This window comes from Pseudomonas sp. G3-39 (assembly GCF_054790485.1).
The window spans coordinates 6107543-6123147 of record NZ_CP186497.1; the positions used below are offsets into that span (position 1 = coordinate 6107543).

Consider the following 15605-nt stretch of genomic DNA (forward strand, 5'->3'; position numbering starts at 1 on the left):
GAAGGTCAGGGGTAGAGTGGACGCCATTGTCTTCTCACCCGAATTCACCTGGAGCACATCATGACCCAGACTTCGAACACCTCCAACCTGCGCAGCGGCCCTGACGATAACGGCCTGTTCGGCGCGTTCGGCGGCCGCTACGTGGCGGAAACCCTGATGCCGTTGATCCTCGATCTGGCCCGCGAATACGAAGCGGCCAAGGAAGATCCGGCGTTCAAGGAAGAGCTGGCCTACTTCCAGCGTGACTATGTCGGTCGTCCGAGCCCGCTGTACTTCGCCGAGCGTCTGACCGAGTTCTGCGGCGGCGCGAAGATCTACCTCAAACGCGAAGAGCTGAACCACACCGGCGCGCACAAGATCAACAATTGCATCGGCCAGATCCTGCTGGCGCGGCGCATGGGCAAGAAACGCATCATCGCCGAGACCGGTGCCGGCATGCACGGCGTTGCGACTGCCACCGTGGCCGCACGTTTCGGTCTGGACTGCGTGATCTACATGGGCACCACGGACATCGAACGTCAGCAGGCCAACGTGTTCCGCATGAAGCTGCTGGGCGCCGAAGTGATTCCGGTGGTGGCCGGCACCGGCACCCTGAAAGACGCGATGAACGAAGCGCTGCGTGACTGGGTGACAAACGTCGACAGCACCTTCTACCTGATCGGCACCGTGGCCGGCCCGCACCCGTACCCAGCCATGGTGCGCGACTTCCAGGCGGTGATCGGCAAGGAGACCCGCGAGCAGCTGCAAGCTCAGGAAGGTCGTCTGCCGGACAGCCTGGTGGCGTGCATCGGTGGCGGTTCCAACGCCATGGGCTTGTTCCACCCGTTCCTTGACGACCAGAGCGTCGAGATCATCGGCGTCGAAGCGGCCGGTTACGGCATCGAAACCGGCAAGCACGCGGCGAGCCTCAATGGCGGCGTACCGGGTGTGCTGCACGGCAACCGTACCTTCCTGCTGCAGGACGACGATGGCCAGATCATCGACGCCCACTCGATTTCCGCCGGCCTCGACTATCCCGGCATCGGCCCTGAGCACGCCTGGTTGCATGACATCGGCCGCGTCCAGTACACCTCGGTCACCGACGACGAAGCCCTCGCTGCGTTCCACCAGTGCTGCCGCCTCGAAGGCATCATCCCGGCGCTGGAAAGCGCCCATGCGTTGGCTGAAGTGTTCAAACGCGCACCGAAACTGCCGAAGGATCACCTGATGGTGGTCAACCTCTCCGGCCGTGGCGACAAAGACATGCAGACCGTCATGCACCATATGGAACAGTCCAAGCAGGAGAAACACTGATGAGCCGCCTGCAAACCCGTTTTGCCGACCTCAAGCAACAGAATCGCGCCGCGCTGGTGACCTTCGTCACCGCCGGTGATCCGGACTACGACACTTCGCTGGCGATCCTCAAAGGTTTGCCCGGCGCTGGCGCCGACGTGATCGAGTTGGGCATGCCGTTCACCGACCCGATGGCTGATGGTCCGGCGATTCAACTGGCGAACATCCGTGCCTTGGGCGCCAAGCAGAATCTGGCGAAAACCCTGCAAATGGTTCGCGAGTTCCGCGAAGGCAACAGCGACACGCCGCTGGTGCTGATGGGCTACTTCAACCCGATTCACATGTATGGCGTTGGGCGTTTTATCGCTGATGCCAAGGAAGCGGGCGTCGACGGTCTGATCGTGGTCGACATGCCGCCAGAGCACAATAATGAACTGTGCGACCCGGCACAGGCTGCAGGTCTGGACTTCATCCGCCTGACCACCCCGACCACTGATGATGCGCGTCTGCCGAAAGTGCTCAATGGCAGCTCGGGCTTCGTTTACTACGTGTCGGTGGCCGGTGTGACCGGTGCCGGTGCGGCGACTCTGGAACACGTCGAAGAGGCGGTCACCCGTTTGCGTCGCCACACTGACCTGCCGATCAGCATCGGTTTCGGTATCCGGACTCCGGAGCAGGCGGCGTCCATCGCTCGTTTGGCGGACGGGGTGGTGGTGGGTTCGGCACTGATCGATCACATCGCCAATGCGACCACGCCGGCCCAGGCTGTCGATGGCGTGCTGGGTCTGTGCAAGGCGCTGTCCGAGGGCGTGCGTCAGGCCCGCGTCAGCTGAAGGTAAAGTTCCTGATACAGAGGAATTAGCGCCTCACATCACGGCCTAATTGAGCAAGACCGAGGGATTCAGAACCACGTTCTGAATCCCTTTTTGCTGTTGGTGCAGTGAGGAAGACTTGATGAAAATGCCGAAACGTCTGATTGCCGGACTGGGCGTGCTGATGCTCAGCGCGACGCCGCTGCTGGCCAGCGCCGATCCACGCGATGATCATGACCACGGCGGCCCGCAGCAGGGCCACTACGATAACCGTGGTGACGATCACCGTGGCCCGCAGAACGACCACCGTGGCGGCCCGCCACACGACTTCGGCCCGGTACGCCAGACCATTCGCGACAATCACGGCTACTTCGTGCGCGGCGCACCGCCACCTCCGGGAATCCATCTGGAACGCGGCCGGCCGTTACCGCACGGGTATTACGGCGAGCGGCTGGACGGTCGGGCGCTGAGTCGTCTGCCGGTTTATCCGGGTTATGAGTGGCGCCGCGCCGGGGGCGATATCGTGCTGATCGCGGTGGGTACCGGGATCGTTTACGAAATTCTGGATGGTGTTTTGTACTGATTTGGCACGATCATCTGTGGCGAGGGAGCTTGCTCCCGTTGGGGCGCGGAGCAGCCCTGAAAATTCGGCATTCAACCGATTCACGACTGCTGCGCAGCCGAGCGGGAGCAAGCTCCCTCGCCACAAGATTCAGTTCCAGTTTTCTGTCTCAGGGTAGCTCCAGTCCGCCGGACGCCTTGTGCAGTTTGCGCAGATGCTCGCCGATCTGCTTCACGTTGGCTTCGCTGGCGGCAATTTCGGCCGCTCGCTTGGGTTCCAGCAACTTGCGCACTTCCTTGTCCAGATCGCCGCTCAGCGCCAGCAGTTGTTTCTGGCGTTGGGCGCTTTCGTCTTGCAGGCGCTTGAACTCGCTCGGTTGCGGCAGCCCGTAGCCGCGGCTGTCGAGCAGTTCCGCCGGACGACTGAGGAAGCCGCTGTTGGCGAGAATTTCCTGCAGGGTGGCGTTGGCCTTGTCCATGCCGCCGTTTTCCAGCTCCCGAGCGCCGAGGTAACGCTGCTTGACCTCGTCCTGGGCCAGCAGCAACTGACGGCGATAGCTCGCCTGTTCCAGCAGGAGCAATGCAGCGCTGGTGCGCAGGTCTGCACGTTCGAACCACTGGCGACGTTCCTCGGCAGACAGCGATAGCCAATCTTCGACGCTGGTTTGCTTGATCGGCAGCTGCTTTTTCAACACATCGAACATCGCCTGATAGCGATCGCGGAACGAGTCGAAGCGATAACCCAGGCGCAGGGCTTCCTTGGGATTGTCGAGCACGCTGGTGTCGGCCAGCCCCCGGCCTTTGAGCACTTCCAGCAAGCCGTTGGGCATGATGCTGTCGAGGCCGACGAGTTGCTTGTTGTTGCTGCCGCTGCGCAGCAATTTCAGGCCTTCCACCGCGCAGTTGTTCGACAGGAAGAAGTAGTTGCCGTCATAACTCCAGTGCATTTCGGCAGCGTGTTCGACCACGCCTTCGATCTCGTCGCGTGACAGATTCAATGGCACCGAGGCGAGGCTGCGCAATTCAGTCTTGGTGTATTCGTCGATCACCTGGGCCAGCGGCAGCACGAACAGCCGCGACGGGTACTTGCCGACCAGACCGTCCCAGCTCGACAGCTGCACGTCACCGACAAAGGCGCGGTAGGACAGCACCAGATGCTGGTCGAGGTCGAGCCGGCAATCCGGGCCACGTGGTCGGCCCGGCGCACAGATCACCAGACGCAACATGCTGTGGCCCCAGCGGCTGACCCAGTTCTGGTTGGCTTCTGCCAGCAGATAATCGACGGCGTACACCCGCTCCGGGTCGACCTGGCCCAAGGGCTGTTTGGCGAAGTCGTTGCCGGCGTTGAGAAAGGCGAAGGTATTGCTGCAGGTGTCCTTGGCCGGTGGTGCCCAGCCGAAGCGCTCCTTGTAGTAGCGATAGAGCGCCGGACGGCGACACGCGTAGCTCGGGTCGAGGAGGAAATACTCCATGTTGACCGCGACAAACTCTTTCGGACTGGAGATCTCATACAGGTCCGGACTGCGGGCCACCTGACGGTTGTGCTGTTCACGCTCGCCGCGGCGCCCGACGTACTGTTGCCAGCCGGCGAGATCTAGCAGACGTGGATCATCGCTGAGGGTAAAGCGGCGCTCGGTCTGGCCTCGGCACTCGTCGGGAATGCCGACCAGGCCGGCGCTGTTGCTGCGGCGAGTGCAGCGCTGGATCAGCGTGCGTTCGGCGGCGGGCCACAGACGCGCGCGATCGTAAATGTGGGTGAGTTCGTGCAGCACCGTTGCCAGCAGTTCCTGACGCACAGTGCCATGGGGGCGATTGGTTTTCTCTGTGGCCGCGCTGCCGTCGGTGAGACCGGCGAGCAGTTTGCGGTTCAGGTCGAGCTCGGCAACCAGGGTCGCCTGGCCGTAGGCGTTACCGGGCATGTCGTCGGTCCAGCCGACATCGATGCGCCGGTCCAGTTGTTCGACGAAGCTGGGCGGCAACTTGTGCATGGCTTCATCGAGCAGCGCCTGGCTGGCCTGCTGCTGGGCGGGGCTCAGGCCGTCGGTCTTGAGCCGCAATTGCAGGCTGGCGTGGGCGCTGTTGCCAAGCAGCAACAACGCCCCGGCCAGTAGCCAGGCGCCAAGTGACTTCACAGGGCGAGGATGGCTTCGGCGAGCACCTGATCACTGGCGTCGCGGGCTTCCGGCACGCGCGTGCGCAAGGTGTTGAGGGCGGCTTCCAGGTGCGCACCGCGGATATCGCCGTTGGTGGCAACGAAGCTGGCCGCATCGTCGTGGGCTTCGCGGATGATTTTCGAATCGCGAATCGACGTCGTGGTATCGGAGGTGAAATCGATGGTGCGCTGGGAGGCACGAACGATGATGTTACTGGTGGCTACCAGGGTGTGTGCCTGGGCCACATCGGCCAACAAAAACAGGCCAAGGGCGGCAGCGATCAGCGGGCTACGCATGGAACGACTCCGGAGGGCAATGTTAACGAGGGATCATGATAACTATTGGACGAGAATTGCCTGTGCCAGTTCAAGGTCGCTGACATGAAGTTTTGGTCGGGATTTGCGCAAGTAATGCAGGGCGGATTCGAGCTGCGCGCCGCGCAATTGACCGTCACTGGCAACAAACGCCGCCGCGTCATCGTGAGCGGCGATGATCAGTTTACGGTCGAACGGTGCGGAAGACACCATTCCGGTCGCCCAAACGCTGACCACGGTGTTTTGTGTGGAGACATCAAAGGCATCGACCGAGGTCGCCCAGAAGGCACTGACCAATACGCAAGGGAAAAGCAGTCTGAATAAACGCATGAGACTCGGTAACGGTTAACGAGCTTCAAGGCTAGCGCAAATGCCCGGGCCAGAGCCAGCGGCGAAACATCGGGACACGACTGGCGTGCCCCGTGCTGCAACGGCGGATCAGATCGCGAGGATGGCTTGCGCCAGTTGGAAGTCGGTCGCGTTCAGCTGCGGTGCCTGATGGCGGATCAGGTCGAGGGCGCTTTCCAGTTTCACGCCGCGAATCTGGCCTTCACTGGCGACGAAGCTGGCAGCGTCGTCACGGGCGGCGATCACGACTTTGTTGTCACGCAGCGAAGAGCTGACATCGGAGGTGGCGTCCGAGGAGGATTTCAGCGCGCCAACCACGGCGTCGGTGGTCACAATGAAGCTGGAGGCACTGGCGTTGGCAGCCACGGCCAGCAAGGCGGCAGCGCTGAGCAGGCGAAGACGGGACATGGTGGATCTCCTGATAGTAAACCGTATTGAGAGGTGGCTTGTGTCTGATGAGTCAGACGCGGGTTACAGAAGATTCGCCACGTTCTGGCGTGGATATTAGGCCTGCGCGCGAGGTTCTGACAGTGGGCAGAATGCTAGCGCCAGAATGGTTTCTCCAGTTCTCTGAGCCGATCGGCATGGCTGAGGCCCAGATCCGCTAGGTCGCGCTGGTCCAGTTGAGCCAGCAGGCGCCGCGTCCTGGCGCGCTCCAGTCCTTGCCACAGGGGGCGAAACAAGCGCCGCAACGGGTGCGAGTGAGCGGGGGGTAGAGTCGAAGCTGTCGAAACATCCTGTAAGCCTTTCATGGCGTTTTCCTTAAACCGAAGAGGGTTAAGGACATGCTGCGCCCGATGCAGTTTGGCGAGCAGATACACTCATGAAAAATTGTACTGGTTCAGATTTTGTTTATTGAGAACTGTACCTGTACTTTGATTATTCTGCTGTACGGGCATTTTCGAACCCTGAAACGACAAAACCCGTCGCGGTTTCCCGCGACGGGTCTTGTGTGTTCAATTCGGGTTGCTGGCGGTGGGTCTAACGACCAGAGCCAGCGACGCTACTTAGCGCCAGAACGGCTTGCTCAGCTCTTCGTAGCGTTGTGCTTCGCTGATACCGGCGTCAGCCAGCAGACGCGAATCCAGGCGAGCCAGTTGGTGGCGGCTGGAGATGCGGCGCTGCCACAACATCAGGTTGGCGATAACGCGCAGAGGCAGGGAAGCCTGGTTTTTTGCAGCTTTGTCTTCGAAGAACAGTTCGGAACTGAGTGTACGTTCCATGGTTGACATCCTTCCGCTTGTGGCGGGATCAGGTAGTGGTTTAACTGGTGCCCATGATCCTCTCGTTTGCCTAGTCTCTCTAGATACAGTTCAACTGTATTGTGAGTGACCAGTTAACTGTTTATAGGGGGTGTACGGGTCGAAATTGAGCAAACTGTACCTGTCAGCACTAATGTGGTGCGTTTTTGCTCAATTCGAGGAAGGAGGTAGGCAAAATCTGTAGGAAACAACCGGTACAGCAGTACAGTTTTTGCCAGATGTGGCGGGATAAAAAATTCGCTGACACAAACTGTGTTTGCATCAGCGGTTTGACTGTGTGATTACACCGCGAGCATGCGTCCGGTTTCTTCCAGGTTGATGTGCCAGCTCAGGGCTTCTCGCAGGATATGTGGGGTATGGCCGCCGATGGCGCACGCTGCGGTGAAGTAGTCGTTCAGTGCCTGGCGATAGTCCGGGTGCACACAGTTGTCGATGATCACCCGGGCGCGCTCGCGCGGGGCCAGGCCGCGCAGGTCGGCCAGACCGATTTCGGTCACCAGGATGTCGACGTCATGCTCGGTGTGGTCAACGTGGCTGACCATCGGCACCACGCTGGAAATGGCGCCGCCCTTGGCGATCGACTTGGTCACGAACACCGCGAGGTGTGCGTTGCGCGCGAAGTCGCCCGAGCCACCAATGCCGTTCATCATCCGCGTGCCGCAGACGTGGGTGGAGTTGACGTTGCCGTAGATGTCGAACTCCAGCGCGGTGTTGATGCCGATGATGCCCAGTCGGCGCACCACTTCCGGGTGGTTGGAGATCTCCTGCGGGCGCAGCACCAGTTTGTCCTTGTACTTATCCAGGTTGCCGAACACGTCGCTGTTGCGCCGCTCCGACAAAGTGATCGAGCTGCCCGACGCAAAGCTCAGCTTGCCGGCGTCGATCAGGTCGAAGGTCGAGTCCTGCAGCACTTCGGAGTACATGGTCAGGTCTTCGAACGGCGAATCGATCAGACCGCACATCACCGCGTTGGCGATGTTGCCGATCCCGGCCTGCAACGGGCCGAGCTTGTTGGTCATGCGCCCGGCGTCGACCTCCTGCTTGAAGAAGGTGATCAGGTGCTCGGCGATGGCATTGGTGTCGACATCCGGGGTCGACACCGTGGACGGCGAATCCGCCTGCTGGGTGATGACGATGGCGACAATCTTCTCCGGCGGGATCGGGATCGCGGTGCTGCCGATGCGATCGTCGACTTTCACCAGCGGGATCGGCGTGCGCGTCGGGCGATAGGTGGGGATATAGATGTCATGCAGGCCTTCGAGGTTGGCGTTGTGCGCCAGGTTGATCTCGACAATCACCTGCTTGGCGAAAATCGCGAAGCTCGCCGAGTTGCCCACCGAGGTGGTCGGCACGATGTGGCCTTGCTCGGTGATGGCCACGGCTTCGATCACCGCGATGTCCGGCAGCTTCAGTTGCTGGTTGCGCAACTGTTCAACGGTTTCCGACAGATGCTGGTCGATGAACATCACTTCGCCGGCGTTGATTGCCTTGCGCAAGGTGCTATCGACCTGGAACGGCATGCGCCGCGACAACACGCCGGCCTCGGTCAGTTGCTTGTCGAGGTCGTTGCCCAGGCTCGCGCCGGTCATCAGGCTGATCTTCAGCGGCGTGACCTTGGCTCGCTCGGCCAGTGCGTGAGGGACAGCTTTGGCTTCGCCCGCGCGGGTGAAGCCGCTCATGCCGACGGTCATGCCGTCTTCAATCAGCGCGGCGGCGTCGGCGGCGCTCATCACTTTATCCAACAACGAAGGCAGGCGAATACGGTCACGGTACATGGATTATTTTCTCGGGAAGCGAGTAGCAGGATGCGCAGTCTAGTGAATTTCGCGGGCGCCTGTCCCGCTACCAAGGTCGCAAACGAGGCGTCTATTTAGCGGGTTTCAAGTAAAACACCGTTACCGGATCTGCAACAACGCGGCAAATTGTCCGACGGTTTGCGCAAACAAAAACGCCCCGACAAGTCGGGGCGTCCGGTGCAACTGCGGAGAATTACTCGACCGCTTTGACCATGTCTTCGATGACTTTTTTCGCGTCGCCGAACACCATCATGGTCTTGTCCAGGTAGAACAGTTCGTTGTCCAGACCGGCATAACCGCTGGCCATCGAGCGCTTGTTGACGATGATGGTCTTGGCCTTGAACGCTTCGAGAATCGGCATGCCGGCAATCGGCGACTTCGGGTCGTTCTTGGCGGCCGGGTTGACCACGTCGTTGGCGCCGAGTACCAGCACCACGTCGGCCTGGCCGAACTCGGAGTTGATGTCTTCCATCTCGAACACCTGGTCGTAAGGCACTTCGGCCTCGGCGAGCAGGACGTTCATGTGCCCGGGCATGCGACCGGCCACCGGGTGAATCGCGTACTTCACCGTCACGCCGCGATGGGTCAGTTTCTCGGTCAGCTCTTTCAATGCATGCTGCGCACGGGCCACCGCCAGGCCGTAACCCGGGACGATGATCACGGTGTCGGCGTTGGTCAGCAGGAAGGTCGCGTCGTCGGCCGAACCGGATTTCACCGGACGGGCTTCTTTCGCACCGGCAGGTCCGGCGTCGGCCGTGTTGCCGAAACCGCCAAGCAGTACATTAAAGAAGGAACGGTTCATCGCCTTGCACATGATGTACGAGAGGATCGCGCCGCTCGAACCCACCAGTGAGCCGGCGATGATCAGCATCGAGTTGTTCAGCGAGAAGCCGATACCCGCTGCCGCCCAGCCCGAATAGCTGTTGAGCATCGACACCACCACCGGCATGTCGGCGCCGCCAATCGGGATGATGATCAGCACGCCCATCACGAACGCCAGGGCCAGCATCAGCGCGAACGCTGCGAGGTTGCCGGTGAGCATGAAGGTCACGCCCAGCACCAGTGTCGCCAGACCCAGTACTGCGTTGAGCTTGTGCTGACCGGCGAACTGTACCGGCGCACCCTGGAACAGGCGGAACTTGTACTTGCCCGACAGCTTGCCGAACGCGATCACCGAGCCGGAAAAGGTGATTGCACCAATCGCCGCGCCGAGGAACAGCTCCAGACGGTTGCCCGCCGGGATCGAATCGCCCAGATGTTTGACGATGCCCAGCGATTGCGGCTCAACCACCGCAGCAATGGCGATAAACACCGCCGCCAGACCGATCATGCTGTGCATGAACGCGACCAGCTCTGGCATCTTGGTCATTTCGACGCGCTTGGCCATGATCGAACCGGCGGTGCCGCCGATCAGCAGGCCGACGATCACGTAACCGATACCGGCAGTCGCCAGTTCCGCACCGAGCTTATAGATGAGGCCGATGGTGGTGAGGATGGCCAGCGCCATGCCGAGCATGCCGAACAGGTTGCCGCGCCGCGACGTGGTCGGGTGCGACAGGCCTTTAAGGGCCTGGATAAAGCAGATCGACGCGATCAGGTAGAGCGTCGTGACGAGATTCATGCTCATTACTTCGGCGCCTCTTCTTTTGCTTTCGGGGCTTTCTTCTTGAACATCTCAAGCATGCGGCGGGTGACCAGGAAGCCACCAAACACGTTGACCGCAGCCAGTGCCACGGCGAGGGTGCCCATGGTCTTGCCCAGCGGCGTGACGGTCAGCGCAGCAGCGAGCATGGCGCCGACGATTACGATTGCCGAAATGGCATTGGTCACCGCCATCAACGGCGTGTGCAGCGCAGGTGTAACGTTCCAGACCACGTGGTAACCGACATAAATCGCCAGCACGAAGATGATCAGGTTGTAGATACCGGGGGAGATAAGCTCTTCCATCGTCTGAATTCCTGCTTAGGCGTTTTTGCGGATGACTTGGCCGTCGCGGCACATCAGGCACGCGGCGACGATGTCGTCTTCGAGGTTGACGTCGAACTGGCCTTCTTTGGTGAACACCAGCTTGAGGAAGTCCAGCAGGTTGCGGGCGTACAGCGCCGAGGCGTCTGCAGCGACTTCACCGGCCAGGTTGGTCGGGCCGACGATGGTCACGCCGTTCTCGACCACGACCTGATCGGCGACGGTCAGCGGGCAGTTGCCGCCCTGAGCTGCCGCGAGGTCGATGACCACCGAGCCCGGCTTCATCTGCGCCACGGTGTCTGCGCTCAACAGTGTCGGCGCCTTGCGGCCCGGGATCAGTGCGGTGGTGATGACGATGTCGGCCTGCTTGGCGCGTTCGTGCACAGCCTGGGCCTGACGTTGCATCCAGCTCGCCGGCATCGGGCGAGCGTAACCGCCGACACCGACCGCGCATTCACGCTCTTCGTCAGACTCGTAAGGCACATCGACGAACTTCGCGCCGAGGGATTCGATCTGTTCCTTCACCGCCGGACGCACGTCAGACGCTTCGATCACCGCACCCAGACGTTTCGCCGTGGCAATCGCCTGCAACCCGGCCACACCGGCGCCGAGAATCAGTACGCGCGCCGCTTTCACGGTGCCCGCAGCGGTCATCAGCATCGGCATGAAACGCGGATAGTAGTGCGCGGCCAGCAACACAGCCTTGTAGCCGGCAATGTTTGCCTGCGACGACAGCACATCGAGACTCTGCGCCCGAGAGGTGCGCGGCGCCGCTTCGAGGGCGAACGCAGTGATCCCGCACTCGGCCATTTTGGCAATGGTGTCGTTATTGAAGGGGTTGAGCATGCCCACCAGCACCGTACCGCGCTTGATCAGCGCCAGTTCGGCGTCGCTGGGAGCGACCACTTTGAGAATCAGCTCGGCGCCGAACGCATCGTTGGCACTGCCAATGGTTGCGCCCGCCGCTTCATAGGCACTGTCGACAACGCTGGCTTTAACGCCGGCGCCGGTTTGCACAGTGACCTTATGGCCTTGGCTGATCAGCTTTTTAATGGTTTCCGGGGTTGCAGCAACCCGTGTTTCACCGGTCTGGGTTTCGAGAGGAACACCAATGTGCACGTCAAATCTCCTGCGTGATCTTATTGAGTAAACCCAGGCACTGCGGATGGTGCGACTGGGGCGGCCGATCAGCACGATCCCGCCAAATCAGGGCGGGGCGCGGCATTTTGCAGGCGAACTTTATGCCCTTCAAGGGATTATGACGGGTGACGGAAAATTAACTACAAGTCATCCCGTGACCGAATGTCGCAGATGGCCAGTTGAATCCCTTGCAGGCCGTGCCTTGCAAGGATTCTGGCTGAATTTGAAAAAAATTCTCATCGGTGGCGTGAATAGGCCGTAATGAGTCGTGGATGAAGGCTCAAAGCCACGTCTTCAGGCGCTTGTGGGACGTCTGTACGACTTTCGGATACAGTCTGTGATTTTGCGACAAATACTTATATCTGTAGGGCTTTGATTTTCCTGACTACCGGGTTAGTAATCGCTGTAAGCCTTTATCCTTCTAGGCTGTAGCTGTTTGCCTGATTGACCAGCCAATCGCGAAAAGCCTTGAGTGATGCCGATTCGACCTTTCGCTCCGGAATCATCAGGTAATACGCCTTGATGCTGGAAAGCGCATTCGGGTTGGCGACCACCAGGCGTTTCTCGGCCAGTTCGCGCTGAATCAGAAACGGTGGAATCAGCGCGATGCCCATGTCGTGCATGGCCGCTTGGGCCAGCATGGAGAATAGCTCGTAGCGCGGGCCTGTCATGTCGCGTGGGATGTTCAGGTGCTGTGAATTGAACCATTGGCGCCAGGCGTAGGGGCGAGTGGTTTGCTGCAACAGAGGCAGCTCGGCAATCTCGTTGGGTGTCAGATGTTTCTTGCTGCCGAGGAGAGCGGGGCTGCATACCGGCATCGGATTTTCGCCCATCAGCCTGTGGGATTCGGTACCCGACCAATCGGCGTCGCCAAAGTAGATTGCCGCATCGAAATCAGTGTCGGCAAACAGGAATGGGCGGGTGCGGTTGGTGAGATTGACCGTTACTTCCGGGTGTTTGAGTTGGAAGTCCTTGAGCCGTGGCAGCAGCCATTGCGTGCCGAAGGTCGGCACCACCGCCAGTTCGATCACATTGGCGCCCTGCTGGCCCATGACCGAGAGCGTGTCGCGCTCGACGGCGTCGAGTTGCGTGGCCACCCGACGGCTGTAGGAAAGTCCCGCTTCCGTCAGCTTCACTCCACGTCGCGAGCGCCGGAAAAGCTCCACACTGAGGAACTCCTCAAGGCTGGCGATCTGTCGGCAAATGGCGCCTTGGGTGAGGGAAAGTTCTTCGGCAGCCTTGGTAAAGCTTTCGTGGCGAGCGGCGGCTTCGAAGCTGATCAGGGCGGTGGTGCTGGGGATCTTTCTGCGCATGTACGTCAACCTCACTAATGCGCCGCATAAAAGGCATTCAGCGACGTTTCGGAGTGAGAAATTAGCACAACAGGATGCGAAATCCTCGTTTGCCGCGCTGGCGAACCGGGCCTAGGATCAATGCCACGTTAATTCACCGATTTGCGAGGACACACTCATGGGCGGTAAAGCTAGCTTCAATTGGATCGATCCCCTGCTGCTGGATCAACAGCTCACCGAAGAAGAGCGCATGATCCGTGACACCGCCGCCCAATTCGCTCAGCAGAGCCTGGCGCCCCGCGTGCTTGAAGCTTTCCGCCATGAGAAAACCGACCCGGCGATCTTTCGCGAAATGGGCGAAGTCGGCCTGCTCGGCGCGACCATCCCTGAGCAGTACGGCGGCAGCGGCCTGAACTATGTCAGCTACGGCCTGATTGCTCGCGAAGTGGAGCGTGTCGACTCCGGCTACCGCTCGATGATGAGTGTGCAATCGTCGCTGGTAATGGTGCCAATCAACGAATTCGGCACAGAAGCCCAGAAACAGAAATACCTGCCGAAACTGGCCTCCGGTGAGTGGATCGGCTGCTTCGGTCTGACCGAGCCAAACCACGGTTCCGACCCGGGTGCGATGATCACCCGTGCGCGCAAAGTCGACGGCGGCTACAGCCTGACCGGCGCCAAGATGTGGATCACCAACAGCCCCATCGCCGACGTATTTGTAGTCTGGGCCAAAGACGATGCCGGCGACATCCGTGGCTTCGTACTGGAAAAAGGCTGGAAGGGCCTGAGCGCACCGGCGATTCACGGCAAGGTCGGCCTGCGCGCCTCGATCACCGGCGAAATCGTCATGGACAACGTGTTTGTCCCGGAAGAGAACATCTTCCCGGATGTGCGCGGTCTGAAAGGCCCGTTCACCTGCCTGAACTCCGCACGCTACGGCATCTCTTGGGGAGCCTTGGGAGCTGCCGAGTTCTGCTGGCACACCGCTCGCCAGTACACCCTCGATCGTCAGCAGTTCGGGCGTCCATTGGCCGCTACCCAACTGATCCAGAAGAAGCTGGCCGACATGCAGACCGAGATCACTCTGGCGCTGCAAGGCTGTCTGCGTCTGGGGCGCATGAAGGATGAGGGCACTGCGGCGGTCGAAATCACTTCGATCATGAAGCGCAACTCCTGTGGCAAGTCGCTGGATATCGCTCGCATGGCCCGTGACATGCTGGGTGGCAACGGTATCTCTGACGAGTTCGGTGTGGCCCGTCATCTGGTCAACCTGGAAGTGGTGAATACCTATGAAGGCACCCATGACGTTCACGCGCTGATCCTCGGTCGCGCGCAAACCGGCCTGCAGGCGTTCTATTAACAGGAGAGCGACCATGGGCGCACTGTCGCATCTGCGAGTACTGGATTTATCACGCGTGCTGGCCGGGCCGTGGGCCGGACAGATTCTCGCCGACCTTGGCGCCGAGGTGATCAAGGTCGAGCGCCCGGGCAATGGCGACGACACGCGCGCCTGGGGGCCGCCCTTCCTTAAGGACGCTTATGGTGAGAACACCAGTGAGGCGGCTTATTACCTGTCGGCCAACCGCAACAAGCAATCGGTGACGATCGACTTCACTCGCCCCGAGGGGCAGCAGCTTGTGCGGGACCTCGCGGCCAAGTCGGACATTCTGATCGAGAACTTCAAGGTCGGTGGGCTGGCTGCCTATGGGCTGGACTACGAGTCGCTGAAGGCGATCAATCCGGACCTGATCTATTGCTCGATCACTGGCTTCGGTCAAACCGGGCCGTATGCCAAGCGTGCCGGTTATGACTTTATGATCCAGGGGCTGGGCGGGCTGATGAGCCTGACCGGTCGTCCTGAAGGTGATGAAGGCGCCGGGCCGGTGAAGGTGGGAGTGGCGCTGACGGACATTCTTACGGGGCTATATTCGACCGTGGCGATTCTGGCGGCGCTGGCTCATCGTGATCACGACGGTGGCGGGCAGCACATCGATATGGCTTTGCTGGATGTGCAGGTCGCATGCCTGGCGAACCAGGCAATGAACTACCTGACTACTGGCAATGCGCCGAAACGACTGGGTAATGCACACCCGAACATCGTGCCTTATCAGGACTTCCCGACGGCCGACGGTGATTTCATTCTTACCGTTGGCAATGACGGCCAGTTCCGCAAGTTTGCCGAGGTGGTGGGCCAGCCGCAGTGGGTGGACGATCCGCGATTCGCGACTAACAAGCTGCGGGTGGCTAACCGCGCGGTGTTGATTCCCCTGATCCGCCAGGCGACGGTATTCAAGACCACCGCCGAATGGGTGGCGCAGTTGGAGCAGGCGGGCGTGCCGTGTGGGCCGATCAATGATCTGTCCCAGGTGTTTGAGGATCCGCAGGTGAAGGCGCGGGGGTTGGCGATAGAGCTGCCGCATGCACTGGCGGGGATGGTCCCGCAGGTGGCGAGTCCGATCCGGCTGTCGCAGACACCGGTCGAGTACCTTCGCGCGCCTCCTTTATTGGGCGAGCATACGTTGGAGGTTTTGCAGCGGGTGCTGGGTCTGGGCGCTGGCGCGGTAGAAGCACTCAAGGCTGATGGAGTGCTTTGAGTATCGCTTCTATATAGAAGAAGGCTGTTTCCTGCCTATATATAGATGGATTTGTGCGTTTTTTAACCGATCTGTAAGTTGTTGAAAGAAAACTGA

Annotated in this window: 16 protein-coding genes; 5 read left to right on the plus strand and 11 right to left on the minus strand. The window is 60.5% G+C overall.

The genetic code is table 11. The features are described 5' to 3' along the window. The first annotated feature begins 60 nt into the window (after positions 1-60). The 3 genes from trpB (at position 61) to ACOYXG_RS27650 (ending at position 2667) form a co-directional block, all read left to right on the plus strand. A complete protein-coding gene (gene trpB, locus ACOYXG_RS27640; RefSeq protein ID WP_041074734.1) occupies positions 61-1293 on the plus strand; it encodes a tryptophan synthase subunit beta in 1233 nt (410 codons plus the stop codon). Then, on the plus strand, positions 1293-2105 hold the full coding sequence (trpA, locus tag ACOYXG_RS27645) for a tryptophan synthase subunit alpha (protein WP_096797304.1): 813 nt from the start codon (positions 1293-1295) through the stop codon (positions 2103-2105). The genes trpB and trpA overlap by 1 nt, the downstream gene beginning before the upstream one ends. Before the next feature lie 121 nt (positions 2106-2226). Then, positions 2227-2667, plus strand: coding sequence for an anti-virulence regulator CigR family protein (locus ACOYXG_RS27650; protein WP_027610197.1), 441 nt, complete (start codon positions 2227-2229; stop codon positions 2665-2667). A 148-nt stretch (positions 2668-2815) separates the two neighbouring features. Here ACOYXG_RS27650 and ACOYXG_RS27655 read toward each other — a convergent pair whose 3' ends face one another. The 11 genes from ACOYXG_RS27655 to ACOYXG_RS27705 all read right to left on the minus strand — a co-directional run bounded on the left by ACOYXG_RS27655 (position 2816) and on the right by ACOYXG_RS27705 (position 12936). Further along, complete coding sequence (locus tag ACOYXG_RS27655) at positions 2816-4777, minus strand: DUF7844 domain-containing protein (protein WP_096797303.1); 1962 nt, start codon at positions 4775-4777, stop codon at positions 2816-2818. Beyond that, the gene (locus ACOYXG_RS27660; protein WP_007911662.1) at positions 4774-5094 is read right to left on the minus strand and encodes a DUF2388 domain-containing protein; all 321 of its coding nucleotides are present in this window, start codon (positions 5092-5094) and stop codon (positions 4774-4776) included. The genes ACOYXG_RS27655 and ACOYXG_RS27660 overlap by 4 nt, the downstream gene beginning before the upstream one ends. Before the next feature lie 42 nt (positions 5095-5136). Continuing rightward, positions 5137-5442, minus strand: coding sequence for a DUF2388 domain-containing protein (locus ACOYXG_RS27665; protein ID WP_027610195.1), 306 nt, complete (start codon positions 5440-5442; stop codon positions 5137-5139). Positions 5443-5550: 108 nt separating this feature from the next. After that, positions 5551-5868, minus strand: a complete 318-nt coding sequence (locus tag ACOYXG_RS27670; protein ID WP_007962831.1) for a DUF2388 domain-containing protein — start codon at positions 5866-5868, stop codon at positions 5551-5553. A 134-nt stretch (positions 5869-6002) separates the two neighbouring features. Continuing rightward, positions 6003-6212: a DUF1127 domain-containing protein gene (locus ACOYXG_RS27675; protein ID WP_150369896.1), complete on the minus strand. Its 210-nt coding sequence runs from the start codon at positions 6210-6212 to the stop codon at positions 6003-6005. 255 nt (positions 6213-6467) lie between these two features. Beyond that, complete coding sequence (locus ACOYXG_RS27680) at positions 6468-6683, minus strand: DUF1127 domain-containing protein (protein ID WP_007962833.1); 216 nt, start codon at positions 6681-6683, stop codon at positions 6468-6470. A gap of 320 nt (positions 6684-7003) precedes the next feature. Continuing rightward, on the minus strand, positions 7004-8497 hold the full coding sequence (locus ACOYXG_RS27685) for an acetyl-CoA hydrolase/transferase family protein (RefSeq protein ID WP_460355154.1): 1494 nt from the start codon (positions 8495-8497) through the stop codon (positions 7004-7006). A gap of 214 nt (positions 8498-8711) precedes the next feature. Continuing rightward, positions 8712-10145, minus strand: coding sequence for an NAD(P)(+) transhydrogenase (Re/Si-specific) subunit beta (locus ACOYXG_RS27690; protein WP_027610192.1), 1434 nt, complete (start codon positions 10143-10145; stop codon positions 8712-8714). Then, a complete protein-coding gene (locus tag ACOYXG_RS27695; RefSeq protein WP_003220416.1) occupies positions 10145-10465 on the minus strand; it encodes an NAD(P) transhydrogenase subunit alpha part 2 in 321 nt (106 codons plus the stop codon). Before ACOYXG_RS27695 ends, ACOYXG_RS27690 begins: the two co-directional genes overlap by 1 nt. 15 nt (positions 10466-10480) lie before the next feature. Continuing rightward, positions 10481-11602 (minus strand): Re/Si-specific NAD(P)(+) transhydrogenase subunit alpha, encoded by a 1122-nt coding sequence (locus tag ACOYXG_RS27700; protein ID WP_103368013.1) that lies wholly within the window; start codon positions 11600-11602, stop codon positions 10481-10483. Positions 11603-12036: 434 nt separating this feature from the next. Beyond that, entirely contained in the window at positions 12037-12936 is a 900-nt protein-coding gene (locus ACOYXG_RS27705) for a LysR family transcriptional regulator (RefSeq protein ID WP_027610191.1), read from the minus strand. Positions 12937-13093: 157 nt separating this feature from the next. Between ACOYXG_RS27705 and ACOYXG_RS27710 the strand changes: the two genes are divergently transcribed. Together ACOYXG_RS27710 and ACOYXG_RS27715 are read left to right on the plus strand one after the other, a co-directional pair. After that, positions 13094-14275: an acyl-CoA dehydrogenase gene (locus ACOYXG_RS27710; protein ID WP_003220420.1), complete on the plus strand. Its 1182-nt coding sequence runs from the start codon at positions 13094-13096 to the stop codon at positions 14273-14275. 13 nt (positions 14276-14288) lie between these two features. Further along, positions 14289-15509: a CaiB/BaiF CoA transferase family protein gene (locus ACOYXG_RS27715; protein ID WP_460355161.1), complete on the plus strand. Its 1221-nt coding sequence runs from the start codon at positions 14289-14291 to the stop codon at positions 15507-15509. Positions 15510-15605: the final 96 nt, after the last annotated feature.

What these genes read in the sequence shown, in the direction of transcription:
- ACOYXG_RS27705 (WP_027610191.1), bottom strand. Translation starts at nt 12,936, where the DNA reads ATGCGCAGAAAGATCCCCAGCACCACCGCCCTGATCAGCTTCGAAGCC.
- ACOYXG_RS27715 (WP_460355161.1), top strand. Translation starts at nt 14,289, where the DNA reads ATGGGCGCACTGTCGCATCTGCGAGTACTGGATTTATCACGCGTGCTG.
- trpB (WP_041074734.1), top strand. Translation starts at nt 61, where the DNA reads ATGACCCAGACTTCGAACACCTCCAACCTGCGCAGCGGCCCTGACGAT.
- ACOYXG_RS27690 (WP_027610192.1), bottom strand. Translation starts at nt 10,145, where the DNA reads ATGAGCATGAATCTCGTCACGACGCTCTACCTGATCGCGTCGATCTGC.
- ACOYXG_RS27680 (WP_007962833.1), bottom strand. Translation starts at nt 6,683, where the DNA reads ATGGAACGTACACTCAGTTCCGAACTGTTCTTCGAAGACAAAGCTGCA.
- ACOYXG_RS27685 (WP_460355154.1), bottom strand. Translation starts at nt 8,497, where the DNA reads ATGTACCGTGACCGTATTCGCCTGCCTTCGTTGTTGGATAAAGTGATG.
- ACOYXG_RS27695 (WP_003220416.1), bottom strand. Translation starts at nt 10,465, where the DNA reads ATGGAAGAGCTTATCTCCCCCGGTATCTACAACCTGATCATCTTCGTG.
- ACOYXG_RS27665 (WP_027610195.1), bottom strand. Translation starts at nt 5,442, where the DNA reads ATGCGTTTATTCAGACTGCTTTTCCCTTGCGTATTGGTCAGTGCCTTC.
- ACOYXG_RS27710 (WP_003220420.1), top strand. Translation starts at nt 13,094, where the DNA reads ATGGGCGGTAAAGCTAGCTTCAATTGGATCGATCCCCTGCTGCTGGAT.
- ACOYXG_RS27670 (WP_007962831.1), bottom strand. Translation starts at nt 5,868, where the DNA reads ATGTCCCGTCTTCGCCTGCTCAGCGCTGCCGCCTTGCTGGCCGTGGCT.
- ACOYXG_RS27650 (WP_027610197.1), top strand. Translation starts at nt 2,227, where the DNA reads ATGAAAATGCCGAAACGTCTGATTGCCGGACTGGGCGTGCTGATGCTC.
- ACOYXG_RS27660 (WP_007911662.1), bottom strand. Translation starts at nt 5,094, where the DNA reads ATGCGTAGCCCGCTGATCGCTGCCGCCCTTGGCCTGTTTTTGTTGGCC.
- ACOYXG_RS27675 (WP_150369896.1), bottom strand. Translation starts at nt 6,212, where the DNA reads ATGAAAGGCTTACAGGATGTTTCGACAGCTTCGACTCTACCCCCCGCT.
- trpA (WP_096797304.1), top strand. Translation starts at nt 1,293, where the DNA reads ATGAGCCGCCTGCAAACCCGTTTTGCCGACCTCAAGCAACAGAATCGC.